The sequence below is a fragment of the Sedimentibacter sp. genome, from assembly GCF_032080165.1.
Lineage (GTDB): Bacteria > Bacillota > Clostridia > Tissierellales > Sedimentibacteraceae > Sedimentibacter.
On record NZ_DAMASY010000001.1, the window covers coordinates 408,586 to 425,624 of the forward strand.

The 17,039-nt window shown below is 37.0% G+C and carries 17 protein-coding genes and 1 pseudogene; 16 read left to right on the forward strand and 2 right to left on the reverse strand.

The window, feature by feature from the left end; all coding sequences use genetic code 11:
- Positions 1–18 precede the first annotated feature (18 nt).
- From RT412_RS01890 to RT412_RS01910, 5 genes and pseudogenes are all read left to right on the forward strand, one after another.
- Positions 19–774 carry a tRNA threonylcarbamoyladenosine dehydratase gene (locus RT412_RS01890; RefSeq protein WP_313339781.1) on the forward strand — a complete coding sequence of 252 codons (756 nt, stop codon included), beginning with the start codon at positions 19–21 and terminating at the stop codon, positions 772–774.
- A 30-nt stretch (positions 775–804) separates the two neighbouring features.
- A pseudogene (locus RT412_RS01895) lies at positions 805–1,527 on the forward strand (methionine ABC transporter ATP-binding protein); the annotation flags it as partial.
- Positions 1,528–1,545: 18 nt separating this feature from the next.
- Positions 1,546–2,208, forward strand: a complete 663-nt coding sequence (locus RT412_RS01900; protein ID WP_313339783.1) for a methionine ABC transporter permease — start codon at positions 1,546–1,548, stop codon at positions 2,206–2,208.
- 95 nt (positions 2,209–2,303) lie between these two features.
- Positions 2,304–3,134, forward strand: coding sequence for a MetQ/NlpA family ABC transporter substrate-binding protein (locus RT412_RS01905; RefSeq protein WP_313339785.1), 831 nt, complete (start codon positions 2,304–2,306; stop codon positions 3,132–3,134).
- Between the two features lie 161 nt (positions 3,135–3,295).
- Positions 3,296–4,573: an HD domain-containing phosphohydrolase gene (locus RT412_RS01910; protein ID WP_313339787.1), complete on the forward strand. Its 1,278-nt coding sequence runs from the start codon at positions 3,296–3,298 to the stop codon at positions 4,571–4,573.
- Between the two features lie 26 nt (positions 4,574–4,599).
- On the opposite strand, the gene RT412_RS01915 is transcribed toward RT412_RS01910, so the two are convergent.
- On the reverse strand, positions 4,600–5,154 hold the full coding sequence (locus tag RT412_RS01915) for an NAD(P)H-dependent oxidoreductase (RefSeq protein ID WP_313339788.1): 555 nt from the start codon (positions 5,152–5,154) through the stop codon (positions 4,600–4,602).
- Between the two features lie 306 nt (positions 5,155–5,460).
- On the opposite strand from RT412_RS01915, the gene RT412_RS01920 reads away from it, so the two are divergent.
- The 11 genes from RT412_RS01920 to RT412_RS01970 all read left to right on the forward strand — a co-directional run bounded on the left by RT412_RS01920 (position 5,461) and on the right by RT412_RS01970 (position 16,651).
- Entirely contained in the window at positions 5,461–6,333 is an 873-nt protein-coding gene (locus RT412_RS01920; RefSeq protein WP_313339790.1) for a DegV family protein, read from the forward strand.
- A 172-nt stretch (positions 6,334–6,505) separates the two neighbouring features.
- On the forward strand, positions 6,506–7,333 hold the full coding sequence (locus RT412_RS01925) for an AraC family transcriptional regulator (protein ID WP_313339792.1): 828 nt from the start codon (positions 6,506–6,508) through the stop codon (positions 7,331–7,333).
- 180 nt (positions 7,334–7,513) lie between these two features.
- Positions 7,514–8,503, forward strand: coding sequence for an ABC transporter substrate-binding protein (locus RT412_RS01930; RefSeq protein WP_313339794.1), 990 nt, complete (start codon positions 7,514–7,516; stop codon positions 8,501–8,503).
- A gap of 24 nt (positions 8,504–8,527) precedes the next feature.
- A complete protein-coding gene (locus tag RT412_RS01935) occupies positions 8,528–9,523 on the forward strand; it encodes an ABC transporter substrate-binding protein (protein ID WP_313339796.1) in 996 nt (331 codons plus the stop codon).
- Between the two features lie 141 nt (positions 9,524–9,664).
- Entirely contained in the window at positions 9,665–10,708 is a 1,044-nt protein-coding gene (locus RT412_RS01940) for an iron ABC transporter permease (RefSeq protein WP_313339798.1), read from the forward strand.
- Positions 10,708–11,760, forward strand: coding sequence for an iron ABC transporter permease (locus RT412_RS01945; protein ID WP_313339800.1), 1,053 nt, complete (start codon positions 10,708–10,710; stop codon positions 11,758–11,760). The genes RT412_RS01940 and RT412_RS01945 overlap by 1 nt, the downstream gene beginning before the upstream one ends.
- A 16-nt stretch (positions 11,761–11,776) precedes the next feature.
- Complete coding sequence (locus RT412_RS01950; protein ID WP_313339801.1) at positions 11,777–12,616, forward strand: ABC transporter ATP-binding protein; 840 nt, start codon at positions 11,777–11,779, stop codon at positions 12,614–12,616.
- A complete protein-coding gene (locus RT412_RS01955; RefSeq protein WP_313339803.1) occupies positions 12,591–13,343 on the forward strand; it encodes a nitrogenase iron protein NifH in 753 nt (250 codons plus the stop codon). The genes RT412_RS01950 and RT412_RS01955 overlap by 26 nt, the downstream gene beginning before the upstream one ends.
- Positions 13,343–14,638: a nitrogenase component 1 gene (locus tag RT412_RS01960; RefSeq protein WP_313339805.1), complete on the forward strand. Its 1,296-nt coding sequence runs from the start codon at positions 13,343–13,345 to the stop codon at positions 14,636–14,638. Before RT412_RS01955 ends, RT412_RS01960 begins: the two co-directional genes overlap by 1 nt.
- A complete protein-coding gene (locus tag RT412_RS01965; protein WP_313339807.1) occupies positions 14,625–15,866 on the forward strand; it encodes a nitrogenase component 1 in 1,242 nt (413 codons plus the stop codon). Before RT412_RS01960 ends, RT412_RS01965 begins: the two co-directional genes overlap by 14 nt.
- A 107-nt stretch (positions 15,867–15,973) precedes the next feature.
- The gene (locus RT412_RS01970) at positions 15,974–16,651 is read left to right on the forward strand and encodes a CPBP family intramembrane glutamic endopeptidase (protein WP_313339809.1); all 678 of its coding nucleotides are present in this window, start codon (positions 15,974–15,976) and stop codon (positions 16,649–16,651) included.
- 47 nt (positions 16,652–16,698) lie between these two features.
- Here the strand turns inward: RT412_RS01970 and RT412_RS01975 are convergent, their stop codons facing one another.
- Positions 16,699–16,827: a hypothetical protein gene (locus RT412_RS01975; protein WP_313339811.1), complete on the reverse strand. Its 129-nt coding sequence runs from the start codon at positions 16,825–16,827 to the stop codon at positions 16,699–16,701.
- Positions 16,828–17,039: the final 212 nt, after the last annotated feature.

A 17,039-nucleotide genomic window follows, 5' to 3' on the forward strand; every position in this document is an offset into this window, starting at 1 on the left:
TTATAAACAGAGGATAATATGTTAAACGAATTTTCAAGAACACAGCTTTTATTAGGCAAGGAAGCAATGGACAAATTAAAGAATGCAAAGGTGGCGGTATTCGGCATTGGCGGAGTCGGAACATTTGTTGCAGAGGGCTTGGCAAGATGCGGAATAGGAAGCTTTACACTCTTTGATGATGATAAGGTGTGTTTGACAAACATTAACAGACAGCTTATAGCTACAAGAAAAACAATCGGTAAAAAAAAGGTAGAGGTTATGGCTGAAAGGATTATGGAAATAAACCCTAAAGCAACCGTAGAAACACATGTATGCTTTTATTTGCCTGAAAATGCAGATCAATTCGATTTATCGAATTATGATTACATAGTCGATGCTATCGATACTGTTTCTGCAAAAATTGAATTGATAGTAAGAGCTAAGGCAGTTGATGTGCCTATTATCAGCAGCATGGGGGCAGGAAATAAATTGAATCCCACAATGCTTGAGGTTGCGGATATATATAAAACATCAATGGACCCGCTGGCAAAAGTGATGCGGCATGAACTCAAAAAAAGAGGAATCAAAAAGTTAAAGGTAGTTTATTCAAAAGAAAAACCATTAACACCGATAGATGAAGATAATATAAGCTGCAAAGATAATTGTGTATGCCCGCCAGGCACAACAAGAAAATGTACACACAGAAGGGCTATACCGGGCAGCGTATCATTTGTTCCTTCCGTAGCAGGATTAATAATAGCAAGTGAGGTCATAAAGGATATAGCAGCACAGTAAGGAGGGACAAAAGTGGAGATTACTCCGTTTATACAAATAAAAAATTTAGAAAAAAATTATACAAGCCATAATAATACGGTAACAGCCCTTTCGAAAATCAATTTAGATATAGAAAAAGAAAGCATATACGGAATTATAGGAATGAGCGGTGCCGGCAAAAGCACATTGGTAAGATGTATAAATTTCTTAGAAAGACCTACAAGCGGTACAGTTATAATAGGCGATAAGGATTTATCCAAATTAAACGAAAAGCAGTTAAGACGTGTAAGGCAAAAAATAGGTATGATTTTTCAGCAGTTTAACCTATTGATGCAAAGAAATGTAATAGATAACATATGTTTCCCCTTAGAAATAAGCGGTGTAAAAAAAGAAGAAGCAAGGAAAAGAGCTGAAGAGCTTTTAGAATTAGTAAATTTATCTGATAAATGTAAAAGCTATCCATCACAGCTAAGTGGAGGACAAAAACAAAGAGTTGCAATTGCAAGAGCACTTGCAACCAATCCCGAAATACTACTTTGCGATGAAGCAACCAGTGCATTAGATCCGGATACGACACGTTCCATACTTTCGTTGTTGAAGGACATTAATAAAAAACTTGGAATTACAATAATAATTATTACTCATGAAATGAAGGTTGTGGAAGAGATTTGCGATTATGTGGCAATTGTAGACAAGGGTCATTTAGCAGAGCAAGGAAAAGTTTTAGATGTATTTTCGAATCCAAGTACAGAAGCTGCAAAAAGGCTTGTATATGTAAGGAGTTGATTGATTATGTTTAATAGTGATACGATTGTAATGTTATTAAATGGAACTAAGGATACATTATATATGACCTTTGTTTCAACTCTGTTTGCATATCTTTTTGCTTTTCCGATTGGAATAGGTTTAGTAGTTACTAAAGAAGACGGTTTACATCCTATGGGATTTTTAAATAGATTTTTGGACGTTATAGTTAATATAGGACGTTCAATACCATTTTTGATATTGTTGATAGCAGTTATCCCTCTAACGAAATTAGTAGCCGGCAAAAGTTACGGTTCAACTGCAACAATAGTACCATTGGTAATTGCCGCAACTCCTTTTATAGCAAGATTGATTGAATCTTCACTGCAGGAAGTAGATCATGGAGTTATTGAAGCGGCACAAAGTATGGGAGCATCAATTTCAACAATTGTTTTTAAGGTAATGATACCGGAAGCAAAGACATCTCTGATTGTGGGAGCCACAATTGCTATCGGTACAATACTAAGCTATTCAGCCATGGCGGGCGTTGTTGGAGGCGGAGGCCTTGGAGATATTGCAATCAGATTCGGGTATTACAGATATCAAACGGATATAATGCTGATAACCGTAGTATTATTGGTAATACTTGTACAGATTTTGCAAATAACAGGGATGAAAATCGCAAAAAAAACCGATATGAGAATTATATAGACATAGATTGACAATTGACTTGCTATTGACTCGCGATAGATATGCAATTGATTGCTCAAAGCAGCATAAAAATTAATTAACAAAAGGAGAGCATCATGAAAAAATTAAAAAAATTATTTTTAATAATATTAGTATTAGCATTGTCACTTACAGCTTTTGTAGGATGTCAGAATAATGAAGAACAAGACGATAAGGTATCAGGTAAAATAAAAGTAGCTGCCTCACCAACACCTCATGCAGAAATATTAGCACAGGTTAAAGATGTTTTAGCGGAACAAGGATATGAATTAGAAATAGTAGAATTTTCAGATTACGTACAGCCAAATTTAGTTGTTGATTCAGGTGATCTGGATGCAAATTTCTTTCAGCATAAACCGTATTTAGATGATTTCAATAATGAAAAAGGAACAAAATTAGTTACTGTTGCACCGGTTCATTATGAACCACTTGGAGTTTATGCAGGAAAATCATCTGATTTGGCAAATATTCCTGACGGGGCTTCAATTGCCGTACCAAATGATACGACTAACGAAGCAAGAGCATTGCTGTTGCTTGAAACAAATGGTGTTATAAAAATCAGAGAGGGTGCAGGACTGGCAGCTACAAAAAATGATATAGTTGATAATCCTTACAACATTGAAATTATTGAATTAGAAGCGGCGCAGGTTTCAAGAGTCATAGGAGAGGTTGATTTTGTAGTTTTAAACGGAAACTATGCACTTGATGCCGGATTGAATATATCAGAAGCTGTTGCCAAGGAAGAACAAGAATCAGAAGCAGCTGTAGTCTATGCAAACATCCTTGTTGTGAAAGAAGGAAATGAACAAAGAGAAGACATTCAGGCATTAGTTGATGCATTAAAAAGCGATGCAGTGAAACAATACATTAACGACACATATAAAGGTGCAGTTATAGCAATTGATTAATTATAAGGAATTCTTCGATACAGCGACCGACACCAAATTAAAATTCGGGTCATCTGCTTAACTAATTTTATTGGTAATTTTGTCGAATAATATTATATAACTAAATTAAGATGATACCCGTCTCTGTAGGAGGCGGGTAAAAATACATTAAAGGTATGGGCATGGAGAATATTGATAAAAAAATTTATAATTATTTGACAGATCCGATTAACGATTTGTTCAATAAAATAAGCAGTATCGGAATATACAAAGGACAGGCTATAGCTCCTGTTTTGGATGAAATTAATTTAGGGTTTAATAAGTTAGACAAATTAATTAATTTAATTGAGAATATGAATCAGGATGTTTCGTTTGAAGGTATATTAAATTACATATATTCAACATTTTCAGAGTTTATACCATATAATCATATAGGTATTGCTTTGTTAAAGGATGAAGGGAAAGTTTTGGAAGCTTCATATGGAATTTCTGATACATATTTAGATGATTTGCCTAAAAAGCTTGTGGGTATCAGAGCTAAGGTTAGTGAAACAAGCTTAGAAAATATAGTAAAGCATTGCACACCGAGAATTATTAACGATTTAGAAGCTTACACCAAAAATAAGGATGCTGACTATAACAAAATTTTACTGCAATCCGGAATTAAATCATCCATTACGTTGCCGTTAAAAGTTTATGATAAGCCGATAGGAATAATATTTTTCTCCAATATCAGGAAAGATGTTTACAATGAAAACCATATTGAATTTTTAACTACATTATCAAACAGCATAGCCATAAGCTTAAATAAGAATATATTTATAGATGAAATGCTGTATTCCACATTGCTGGCATTAACTAAAATGGCGGAGGCACGAGATGAAGACACAGCCGAACATCTTGACCGAATGACAGCATATTCTGTAAAAATAACAGAATTTTTGCTTCATGACAAGCTTTATTGTGATCAGTTAACAGTTCCTTTTTTAAAGGGTATCGAAAGATTCAGTCCGATGCATGATATAGGTAAGGTTGGTGTTAAGGACGGCATATTACTAAAAGCGGGGAAATTAACCGCAGAAGAATTTGACGAAATGAAAAAACATGTAACTTACGGAGCTGATGTTTTAAGAACTGCTGAAAGTAATATAGCAAAACAAAAATACAGTATGTTTAAAATGGGAATTGAAATAGTAGAAGGACATCATGAATGGTGGGATGGCTCAGGGTATCCTTATAATAAGAAAGGATATGAAATTCCGTTAAGTGCAAGAATTGTGGCTGTTGCAGATGTCTTTGATGCTTTAACAAGCAAAAGGCCATATAAAAAGCCTTATGGATTTGAAGAAAGTATAAACTATATTATTGAAGGAAGCGGCAGTCATTTTGACCCGAATATTGTAGAGTCGCTTTCAAGATATCAAAATGAATTTTATGAAGTATATTTAAACTTCCATTAAAAAACAAGCCAGATTCTGGCTTGTTTTTATCTTAAAACCTTTAGAGCATCGCTCCAACTAATAACCTGATTTATCATTTCAGTTACTTCATCTTCATGGCGCGGGTCCGGCTTGAATTTGCTCATGTTTATAAAATCTGTATATAAGTTCAGCATAACCTGAGCTCTGACATCAGCCATATGAAGTTCACCTGCTATTTGTCTTAAATGTTCTGCTGCGCGAGCACCGCCTGCACTGCCGTAGCTGACAAAGCCCGCAGCTTTATTTTTCCATTCAACATTAAGATAATCAATGGCATTTTTCAATGCACCCGGTACACTGTGATTATATTCTGCAGTTATAAATACGTAACCGTCAAATTCATTTATTTTTTGTGACCATTTTTTAGTGTGTTCTTTCTGATATTGCTGCATCATTGCGGGATACGGCTCATCATAAAGCGGTAAATCGTAATCAGCCACATCAACTAATTCAAACTGTGCATCATTTCTTTTCTTTGTTATATCATAAACCCATTTAGCAACGGCTTCTCCGTTTCTTCCCGGTTTTGTGCTTCCTAAAATTATAGCTATTTTTGTCATTTAAATCCTCCTATATTAATATCTATCAAATTCGGGACATTTCTCCTATCCCGCAAAGACTATCACTCTCAAAAAGAGATGTGTCCCCTTCCTATAATTCTAACTAACAAATGTTATGCCTTATTAATACCCGAAAAATTAAAATTTAAACACCTTGATACATAATATAAAATTGAGCGGACAACATATTAATTAATTAGAAAATAAATGTTTACCATATTATTTATGTGTTGTAAAGGATGTAAAAATATGCTAATATTAATTTAACATGAAGTATTTATAATGAATAGAAGGGGAATTAAAATTATGAAAAATTATGTTATAGTAACAGATTCTACAGCAGATTTGCCCGTTAATATTATTGAAGAATATAATTTAACGGTAGTTCCTTTGAGTTATAGCTTTGAAAATGAAAATTATATAAATTATCCAGATCATAGACAATTGGCAATAAAGGAGTTCTATGAGAGGATTAAAAAGGGTGAAAGATCAACTACTACCCTTGTAAATGCAAAAACCTTTGAAGAATATTTAACACCTTTATTGGAAGCGGGAAATGATATTTTATATTTAGGATTTTCATCACCACTTAGCGGTACATACGGCTCTTCTCTAATAGCAAGGGAAGAACTATCGGAAAAATATACGGATGCAAGAATAGAATGTATAGATACATTGGCTGCATCAATGGGTGAAGGTCTACTAATTTATTATGCTGCTAAAATGAAACAGGAAGGAAAAAATCTCGATGAAGTAAAACAATGGATTTTAGAGAATAATCTTCATTTATGTCACTGGTTCACTGTAGACGATTTAAATCATTTGAAGCGCGGAGGAAGAATAAATGCCATGACTGCAACCATAGGTACAGCTCTTGGTGTAAAGCCGATATTACATGTTGATAATGGAGGACACTTGGTATCTGTTACAAATGTCAGAGGCAGGAAAAAATCCATACATGCCTTATTGGAACAAATGGAAACAACGTGTATAAATCCTGAGGAAAATTCAGTTTTTATAAGTCACGCTGACTGTTTGGAGGATGCGGAATACTTAGGTAATTTAATTAAAGAAAAACTAAACGTAAAAGAAGTTGTAATCAATTTTATTGGTCCCGTAATAGGATCTCATACAGGACAGGGAGCATTGGCATTGTTTTTCTTTGGTAAAGAAAGATAATTTTACTTTACTGCTTTGGCCGAGAGGCAGGTAATTAAAATAATTAATTACCTGCCTCTTAATGTTATATTAAATTTAATTTGAACTTATACTATTAATATGATATCATATGGTTAGTTTGAGCTAACTTGAATAGCACAAATAGTATTAATTAAATATGGCAGAGGAAATTATGAAAGAAAATATAAATGAAATCATAAACTATTTTGCAAAAGCAAATATATCATTTTTGGATTTGCTGAAGTTCACGGTATTACCGCATAGAAGCTGCAAGGGGGCTATAACCGACCCTTCATCAGGTGGTCTGATTATTCCTATTTCCGGAAGTGCATGTTTTACTTTGGAGGGAGAACCTTATATAATGAAGCCGGGCATGGTTATTCATGCCGGTCCTGACATGTGCCTGGACAAAGAAGTTATCGGTGACGAATCATGGAAATATGCGGTTATACATTATAAAATTCCTAAAAGTGAGATTAAAAAGTTTCCGTTGTACCAAAGCCATTTTGCACTTTTAACAGGTCAAAACGGGAAGATTTCAGATTTGCTTCAACAGCTCATGCTTAGTCAGTCAACACCGGGCGCTTCAGCCTTGTTCAGAACAAAGCTATTGTTTACTACCCTGCTGAGTGAAATTTTTGATTCGGTAAAAAAGCAGCTTGCAGATAATGATACTGTGGTGATTGAGCAAGTTATGGAACATATGAGGAAAAATTACGCAGAATCCATAACCATTGCTCAGATAGCCATGGATTTTAATATGGACAGACGAAGACTTTTTTATTTATTTGAGCATCAGATAGGCATTACCCCCAGCAACTATTTAATACAGTACCGTATGCTAAAAGCAAAAGAGCTGTTAGGAACTTGCGATTGTCCTATAAAACAAGTTGCTGAATGTGTGGGGTATACAGACAGTTTATATTTCAGCAGGGCTTTTAAAAAGCGGACAGGCATGGCTCCGTCAGAATTCAGAATGTTCATAAAAAACAGTGTATAACAAAAAATAGTTATAATATATTAAGGTAAAATACACCAATATTGCAGTCAATTCTACTTATAAAATTCGGACAAAAGTCCATATAATTTTGTAAATTATCCTATTCACATATGTCTTGATGTTTGCTATACTTATGAAGCCGAGTTAGGTTCGGCTAACTTTATTTATTGGAGGATTAATATGAAAAAATTTATGGGATTTATTGTCTCAGCTGTACTTTTGGTAGGACTATTGGCCGGATGTGCCAAGGCGCCTGAGGAGACTAACAATATACCTGTATCTGAGAGCCCGGCTCCGGAAACAGAAACAAATACTGATATAAATACAGAATCAGAATGGCCCAGAACATATGTGGATGCTTTGGGAAGAGAAGTTGTAATAGAACAAAAGCCGGAAAAGCCGGTTATGATATTTTTCCGTAACCTTGAACATCTTTTTGTAATGGATGAGCCGCCGGTGGCAGGAACTGAAGTAGTGGATGTGTATAATGGTTGGGAGGTCTTCAAACCATATGCAGAAACACATGAAGTTATTGATTTGGGAAGTATGAGCGCGGTAAACATAGAGAGACTCTTGGAAGTTGAACCCGATTTGATTCTTGTTTACTCAGGAACTTACGAAAAAGTTGGAGAGCAGCTTGAAAAGATTGCTCCGACTATAGCGGTAAACAATTATGGCGACGATTGGCAGACGCCTTTAGTTGAATATGGTAAGATTTTTGGAAAAGAAGATAAGGCACAAGAGGAGATTCATAAATTAAAAGTCCAGCTGAAGGAAGGAGCTGAGAAATTGGCTTCTTACAGCGATAAAACTTTTGCTTTTCTTTCTATGGAAAGTTCAAAAGAGTTTACAGTGTATGTATTGGACTTCGTTTACAACAAGGAAGCCGGGCTTGGTCTTAATGCACCGGGGGATTATCTTGATAAAGGAAGAACTACAATATCACTGGAAGGTATAGCAGAATTTAATCCGGATTATTTGTTCATTTATAATAATGCACTAAATGATATGGATGAATCATATATAGAGGAATTAAGCAATAATTCTGTTTGGAATTCACTCGAAGCAGTTAAAAACAATAATGTACATTTGATTGACCGTTCGGCGTTTTCAGGCGGACCATTGTCAATAAGCTATGGAATTGATGCTATATTGGAAGCTCTAAAATAAGTATTCATTAAGAGGAACTAAAATATGAAAAGATTTATGAAATTTATCATTTTGTTTGCTTTTGTTGCAAGCATGTTAGCAGGGTGTGCCAAGGCACCTGAAGCGGATAATACAACTGCAGAGGATAGTAATAATCAAGTTGCAGAAACCGAAGTACAGGATAAAGATGCTGGAACTGATTCTGAATCAGCATGGCCGAGAACATATGTTGATGGATTAGGTAAGGAAGTTATAATTGAAAAAGAGCCTCAGCGTATTGTTGTATTGCACTTCGGCTACACTGAGTACCTTCTTGCCCTTGATGTGGTGCCTGTAGGTGTTGCATCACTGTCCATAGCCCAGCAATTTGAGACCCTTAACCAATATGAAGAATTAAATACAATTATTGACGTAGGTGAAACGGTATCCCCTAATTTGGAAAAAATTCTTGAACTTCAGCCGGATCTTATTATTGCAGGCGCAGGAATACATGATGATATGCGTGAAAGCCTTAAAAAAATTGCTCCTGTTGTATTTAAAAAGAATTACGGCAAATGGGATGAAACTCTGCAGGACTATGCCCAGATGTTAGGACGAGAGGAAAAAGCGGAGCAATACATAGAAAGTTCAAAGGAAATTATTTCTCAAACATACAGAGAGTTGGAAAAATATTCGGATAAGACATTTGTGTTTCTCAGACCTTCTTCAAAAAGCGAATTTGGAATTGTCGGAAGCGAGATATACTCGCATTATCATGATTCCCAAAATGGCTTTGGCATGAATGTGCCTGAAAATTATCCTGAATCGTGGGCGGAAATTTCTCTTGAGGCACTGGTCGAGATGAATCCTGACTACATTTTCTTCCAGGATAAAGAAGAACTCTGCCGTCAAAAAGTCGCGGAAATGGAATCCTCTTCCGTATGGAATTCCATTACGGCTGTTAAAGAAGGAAATATCGGCTATCTGGATATTTCTCTGAATACGGGAAGCCCGTTAGCAATACGCCTGGCTTCAGAACAGATTCTTGAGTATTTAAAATAGGATGTAATTTTATACAGGATAAAAACCGGGCGCAGATTGTTCGGATAGTATGCGCACGGTTTTTGTATTTGAAAGAACAATAACCTGTATCAGATTTTGTCAGTCGCATATAGATATGGCATCAAGGAGGCAAATCGTTTAATGAATGAACATAATAAATCGGTACAAACAACAAAACTTAAAAACAATAGCCGAATTTTGACGGCTTTTATAATTATATTAATTGGACCTGCAGTTCTTTTTTTGCTCATGTCCTTTTCTATAACAAGGGGAGCGGCGCAGATACCCATAAGTGCAGTATGGGAGGCATTTTTTAATTTTAACCCCGATAATACCCAGCACCTGATTATAATTGATTTAAGGCTGCCCCGAGTTATTGCGAGCGCCTTGGTAGGAGCGGCATTTGCGGTATCCGGGTCGATTATGCAGGGAACTACCGGAAACCCTCTTGCAGATTCCGGGCTTATGGGTCTTAATGCAGGAGCAGGCTTTGCATTGTCAATATGCTTTGCTTTTTTCCCGGGAATGAAATATACAAAAATAATACTGTTCTCTTTTGCAGGTGCTGCTTTAGGTGCGGTATTGGTAAATGGCATAGCATCTATGCGCAGAGGAGGTGCTACTCCCATGCGGCTAATTCTGGCAGGAGCAGCAGTCAGCTCACTGCTTGCAGCTCTCAGTCAGGGAATTGCCATATATTTTGATGTGGCACAGAATGTTATGTTCTGGACTGTGGGAGGTGTAGCCGGGTCCAACTGGGAACAGATACGTACTATGTTTCCTTGGATTGCAGGTGCGCTTTTGGGAGCCATAGTACTTTCACGCTCAATTTCGCTGTTAAACCTTGGAGAGGAGACTGCAAAGGGTCTTGGACTTAATACAGCCGCAATAAATATATTATGCTCTCTTATCGTTCTTATTCTCGCAGGATCAGCCGTATCGGTAGTAGGTGCGGTTGGATTTGTGGGACTGATAATACCGCATCTTGCACGTTTTCTTGTGGGAGTTGATTATCGTTGGGTAATACCTTCATCAGCAGTCTTAGGAGCTGTGCTGGTTGTCGTGGCAGATTTAGGTTCCAGAACTCTCAATCCGCCTTTTGAAACACCTATAGGCGCATTGATTTCTCTCGTGGGCGTTCCGTTTTTCTTATATTTGTCCCGCAAGCAAAGGAGGGCATTGTAATGAACAACGAACAAACAACAATACAACAAAAAAATGAAGCTTATAAAAGAAAAATTGCTGTTCGCAATACTGTAATTCTTACAGTATGCGGAATTCTATTAATATTGTTTTTCATTATAAGCATGAACACAGGATATACAAAACTTACTCCATTTGATACACTCCGTACTTTGTTTGGAGGCGGTACTGATAAGGAAAATCTGATTTTATTTGATTTCAGATTGCCGAGAATTGTTATATCCATGCTTGTTGGTGCAGGATTGGCACTTTCCGGCTGTATAATACAGGGAATTTCCAGAAATGGTCTGGCAGATCCGGGGTTACTTGGTATCAATTCCGGGGCAGGAATGATGGTAATTTTATATGTGCTGTTTTTCGGAGCCAAGTCTTTCTTATCAACCTTTACTCTTCCTTTCCTTGCGCTTATCGGGGCAGGAATTACTGCAATAGTCATTTATATTATGGCTTTAAAAAAAGGTGAAGGTATTGCACCCATGCGCCTGATTCTTACGGGAGTAGCCGTGCAGGCAGGCATTTCAGCGTTAACTACTGTGCTGGTAATCAAACTGGATGAAACTCAGTTTGATTTTGTGGCTGCATGGCAGGCAGGAAGTATTTGGGGCTCAAACTGGAAATTTGTGATTGCCCTGCTTCCATGGCTGTTGATTTTAATTCCCTATGTAATGATGAAATCCCGAATGCTTGATGTTCTGACTTTGGGAGATGAAATTGCATATGGATTGGGAGCTTCGGTAGAAGGAGAAAGAAGAAAGCTTCTTGGAGCTGCTGTTGCGTTGGCTGCATCCTGCGTAGCTGTAAGCGGCAGTATCAGTTTTGTGGGTCTTATTTCTCCGCATCTTGCAAGGAAACTGGTGGGACCCAGACATGGAGTTTTGCTTCCTGCATGCGCAATGGTCGGAGCAGTACTGGTTTCTGCGGCAGATACTATTGCACGGGTAATTGTGCAGCCTTCAGAGATACCTACAGGAACTATGGTGGCAATTATAGGAGCACCTTATTTTCTATACCTTCTTGCAAAAAGTAAACAATAAAAAAGGGAGATAAATTATGAATAGTATTATAACGGAAAATCTTGCAGTTGCTTATGAAAATAACCTTGTAGTGGAAAACCTGGATATTCAAATACCTCGTGGAAAAATTACAACCATTATCGGATCTAATGGCTGCGGTAAATCTACTGTTTTAAAAGCTGTGGGACGTATACTTAAGCCAAAAGGAGGTATGGTATATTTAAACGGCGAGGACATACAACGCTTAACCACCAAAGAGATTGCGCAGAAGATGGCTATACTTCCTCAATCACCTCAAGCTCCCGCAGGTCTTACGGTTGGAGAACTGATAGCCTATGGGCGTTTTCCGCACCAGAGAGGATTTGGAAAATTAAATACGGAAGATAAAAAAATTATTCAATGGGCATTAGAGGTTACAAAACTTACCGAACACGAAACTAAAGCAGTGGACAATCTTTCCGGAGGGCAGCGGCAAAGGGTCTGGATTGCTATGGCGTTGGCTCAGCAGACAGATTTAATTTTATTGGATGAACCAACCACATATCTGGATTTGTCATATCAGCTGGAGGTGCTGGAGTTGTTATACAAGCTTAACAGAGAACAAGGATGTACAATTGTCATGGTTCTTCATGACCTGAATATGGCAGCCAGATTTGCTGATTATATGATAGCAATCAGATGCGGAAAAATTATCAGTCACGGAACTCCGCAGCAGGTTATGACACCTCAGGTATTGAAAGAAACATTTAATATTGATGCGGAGATTGTAAAGGAACCTCGCACCGGACGTCCTGCCTGTATCTTTTACGACCTTATAAAAATGAACAAAAATGAATGCGGAGGATGTATAAATGAAAAAGATTGCAGTATATGGTAAAGGCGGTATAGGTAAGTCTACTACCGTGTCAAATATATCAGCGGCTATGGCAGCCATGGGGCTTACTGTAATGCAAATCGGCTGTGATCCTAAAGCTGATTCCACACGCAATCTGACAGGAGGAAAAAATATTCCTACTGTTCTGGATACACTGAGAGAAAATGGGGATGCGGATTTAAATGACCTTGTAGTGAAAAGCACCACCGGAGTTTTCTGTGTAGAATCCGGAGGACCGGTTCCGGGAGTGGGTTGTGCCGGCAGGGGTATCATTACAGCTTTTGAAAAGCTAAAAGAATTAGATGCCTTTGAAGTTTATAAACCGGATGTTGTACTGTATGATGTATTGGGGGATGTGGTATGCGGAGGCTTTGCCATGCCCATCAGAGGAGGATACGCAGATGAAGTATTTGTCGTAACTTCCGGGGAAATGATGTCTCTTTACGCAGCAGCCAATATCTCTCATGCAGTGAAAAGTTTTGGCAAGAGAGGGTATGCATCCTTGAGAGGGTTGATTCTCAATGCTAAAAATATAGAGAACGAAGATGAGCTGACAGATAAGGCAGCAACCGAAATCGGAACAGAAATAATCTATCGTCTGCCTCGTCACGCTCTTGTTCAGCAAGCCGAAGCAGAAGGAAAGACAGTTGTAGAAGCTTTTCCTGACTCTGATATGGCAGCCCATTACAAATCTCTTGCGAAAATATTATTAGAGGAGAATGAAGCATAATGGATAACTTAAAGCATTTAAAAAAATTATCGGCAATAAAGTCCAATGCCGGTGTTAAGTTTTTGACTCCTGCTGCTTTTCCGGGCAGCCACTGTCCTATGCATACTGCATTGGCTCTTTCCGGAAAGATTAAGGGGTTATCAACTCTGATTATCGGAACATCGGAGTGTACTACGTACAGCCGCATGGTAATTCCGCAAGCCACCGGGAAAAATGGAGAATTGCATTGGATGTATGTATTGGATTCCCATGAAGTGGTATTCGGATGTCGGGATGGAATTGTTAATGCCCTCAAAAAAATGGATTTGGCCGGAGCAAAAGCAGTTTTAATTATTGTAACCTGTGTGCCGGAAATAATCGGAGAAGATATTGAAGGTATTATATTCGAAATACAGCCGGAGATTAAGACCAGCCTTACTTTTGTTTTAATGGGGCATTTTAAGTGTAACAGCTATCCTTCTGGATCGTGGAAAACATTGCTGTCAATCGGAAATCTCATGAGAAAAAGAGAAACATCCCTAAATACGGTAAATGTACTTGGTCGTTCTCCGGAGGAAGATCATGTGCCTATGCCTGCGGTTTTATCATTACTTGAGAAGAAAGGATTTTCCTTGCGATTTCTTGCAATGGACTCTTCACTGGATGATTTTCTTAATGCGGCGGACGCAGCTTTAAACATTGTTATATCTCCATTCACACAGCCTTTGGCTGTAATGATGGAACAAGAATTTGACATTTCTTATATCAGCTTGCATAATATATACGATGTATTTGAGATTGACAAGGCATATGCAGAAATTGGAGAAAAGCTAAGTATAAAATGGGGAAAAGAGTTTGAAGAAGATAGGCAGCATGCTTTATTTTCGCAGGAAAAAGCTAAAAAGATATTTGCAGGTCTTAAGTTTGTTTCTGCATTTATAGGTCCTACAATGGTTGTACCATTTGCTTCCTATCTGACCGGATTTGGTATGGAACCTCTGCTTCTTCATATGGAGGAAGTATATCCGGATGATAAACAGTATATTAAAGAACTGGTAGAAAGGGGATATAACCCTCCTGTATGTCATATGATAAACAACAATTCAGATATACCTGTTATAGAAAGATTGTCACCGGATATTTATTTCGGATACTTGGCAGGAGAGAAACTCGATTTTACTCACGTTCATGATATACATAATCTGTATGGGCAGATAGGATACGGACGTACAAGCTATCTGCTGAATGATCTGCTTCAAATATTTGATAGCCGGACACAATCAGGAAAGGAAGTTTTAGAAAATGGGATTGCATAAATTTAAACCTATGCCTTCAGGGCGTATGGGAATTCTATGGACTCTGGCATCTGTTAAAGATGCCGCACTTGTTGAATACGGATGCATGGGACACATGCTCTATGCGCGGGCATTTCTAAATCGAGCCGGTGTTCCGAAGGCATGCAATCTGTATTCTACTCATATTGATGAAACTGACATAGCGCTGGGGGGAATAGAACGCATACGAAAAACAGTAGATTGTGTAGCAAAAAATAGTACTGCAAAAGTTATATTCCTGCTTCCGTCTTCTGTACCGCAGATAATCGGAACAGATCTTCCTGCAATATGTGAGGAGCTGCAGCCGGAATATCCGAATATACGCTTGCTTCCATTTGGATATGGAGGTTTTGATATAACCCAACACAGAGGAATACAGGAGGCACTTTTACTTCTTGCCAGGACATTGCCTGTTAAAGCAGAAAAAACACGGGAGCATACATTTAACATAGTAGGTTCATGTGCCGACCTTTTCAATTTTCATGCTGACGCTAACGAAATTGTACGTATAATGGAAGGGTCGTTTAATATGAAACCACTTTGTATAATGACATCAGATGCTTCCGTTGAAGATATAGAAAAAATGGGTGGTGCTCATATTAATTTAGTTCTGCGCAGGGAGGGAGAGCCTGCAGCAAAACAACTGCAAAATAATTTTGAAACACCGTATTATTTGGGACGTCCTTACGGAATAGAGGGAACTATACAATGGATAGAGAATATTGCAAGAATTTTAAATATAACGCCTGACAGAGATTTCATCGATAGTCAGCGCGAAGAAGCTTTACGGTTAATTTCATCCGTTAAACCTACATTCCGCCATCTTATTCACGATCATCCTGAAAAAGTACAGCTTTCTTTGGGAACTCATGCTGATGTCGTAAATGGTATTCTTGGTTTTGGATGCGATGAGTTTAATTTGCCTAAAGGAACATGCTGGTGTGACAGCCGGGAAATGTCTGGTAAAGAGCTTCCTTATTTCACAGAGGAACAACTGATGCAAAATGTATCGGAACAAAAGGACGGAATACTCATGGCGAGCGGAGAACTATTAGAATGGACCGGCCGCAACAGAATGCTCCAGATTTCAAATCCGGACGAAAAGTGGCGTATAAATCCTTACGTTCCGCCGTTTGTTGGATTCAGAGGTGCACTTCATCTTGTAGAATTATGGGTTAATGAGGCTATGAGTAATAATGATAAAACTTAAAGAAAAATTTTGTAATTATTTTGAAAGAATCAATCATACTTGTTATTGAATATTTAATATGTTAATATATATCAAATGCTAAGCATAAATTAAATTGGTGAACTGGTATGAACAATTATAAAAGAAAGATAACAATATCAAGCATAATGATTGTCGCATGTATATTAATGTACTTGGTAGAATCTTATATTAAACCTGTCTATGTAATTAAATCATTATATAAAATAATTATATTTGCAGGGTTGCCGTTGATTTATTGTGTGTTGGACAAGGAAGTAAAGTTTAAAGAATATTTCATAATAAATAATAAACAAATAAAATTCGCTGTGGCACTTGGACTGGGTGTTTATCTGCTTATACAGGCAGGATACTATATCCTTAAAGGATTTATTGATTTAGATAATATTGCAATGACTCTTGAAAATAATCTGAGTGTCAATAAGGACAATTTCGTCTTTGTTTCACTTTATATATCATTTATCAATTCCTTGCTGGAAGAATTGTTCTTCAGAGGATTCGGTTTTATTACGCTTAGAAAATTCTCATCAAAAAGGTATACATACATAGTCAGCGCACTTGCATTTTCTGTTTATCATGTGTCCATACTTGCTGATTGGTTTAACATAATAATTTATATATTATTTATAACAGGTTTATTTGGAACAGGATTATTTTTTAATTGGTTGAACGACAGATATAACAATATATTTAATTCATGGATTGTGCATATGTGTGCGAATTTTTCCATTAATACGATAGGTTTTATGATGTTCGGGATAATATAACTGTAAAAAATGCTGCGAACCAAAAATTGATCCGCAGCATTTTTATATTATTTCATTTCGCCGGCACCGGAAGAATTTTGCGTTTGATAAGCAACTAATACATAACCTAATTCACTTTCCATTTTTTTAATCTTTTGTTCCTGTTCTTCTGTTAATTTCGCTATTTGCTGTTTCATATATACTCCTTGTATAATCTTATTTTGTCATATATTACTGTAAACTACACTATATATCCGAAGAAGCATTATAGATGCCTTTGAAAATAAAATATACATTTAGTATTTCATGATAAATTTAAAATATTTTAATTTTTTATAATTGTTTATTCCATTTCAGGTAAATGCTAAAAATCCATTGACATTTGATTATACTATAGGATATAATATCA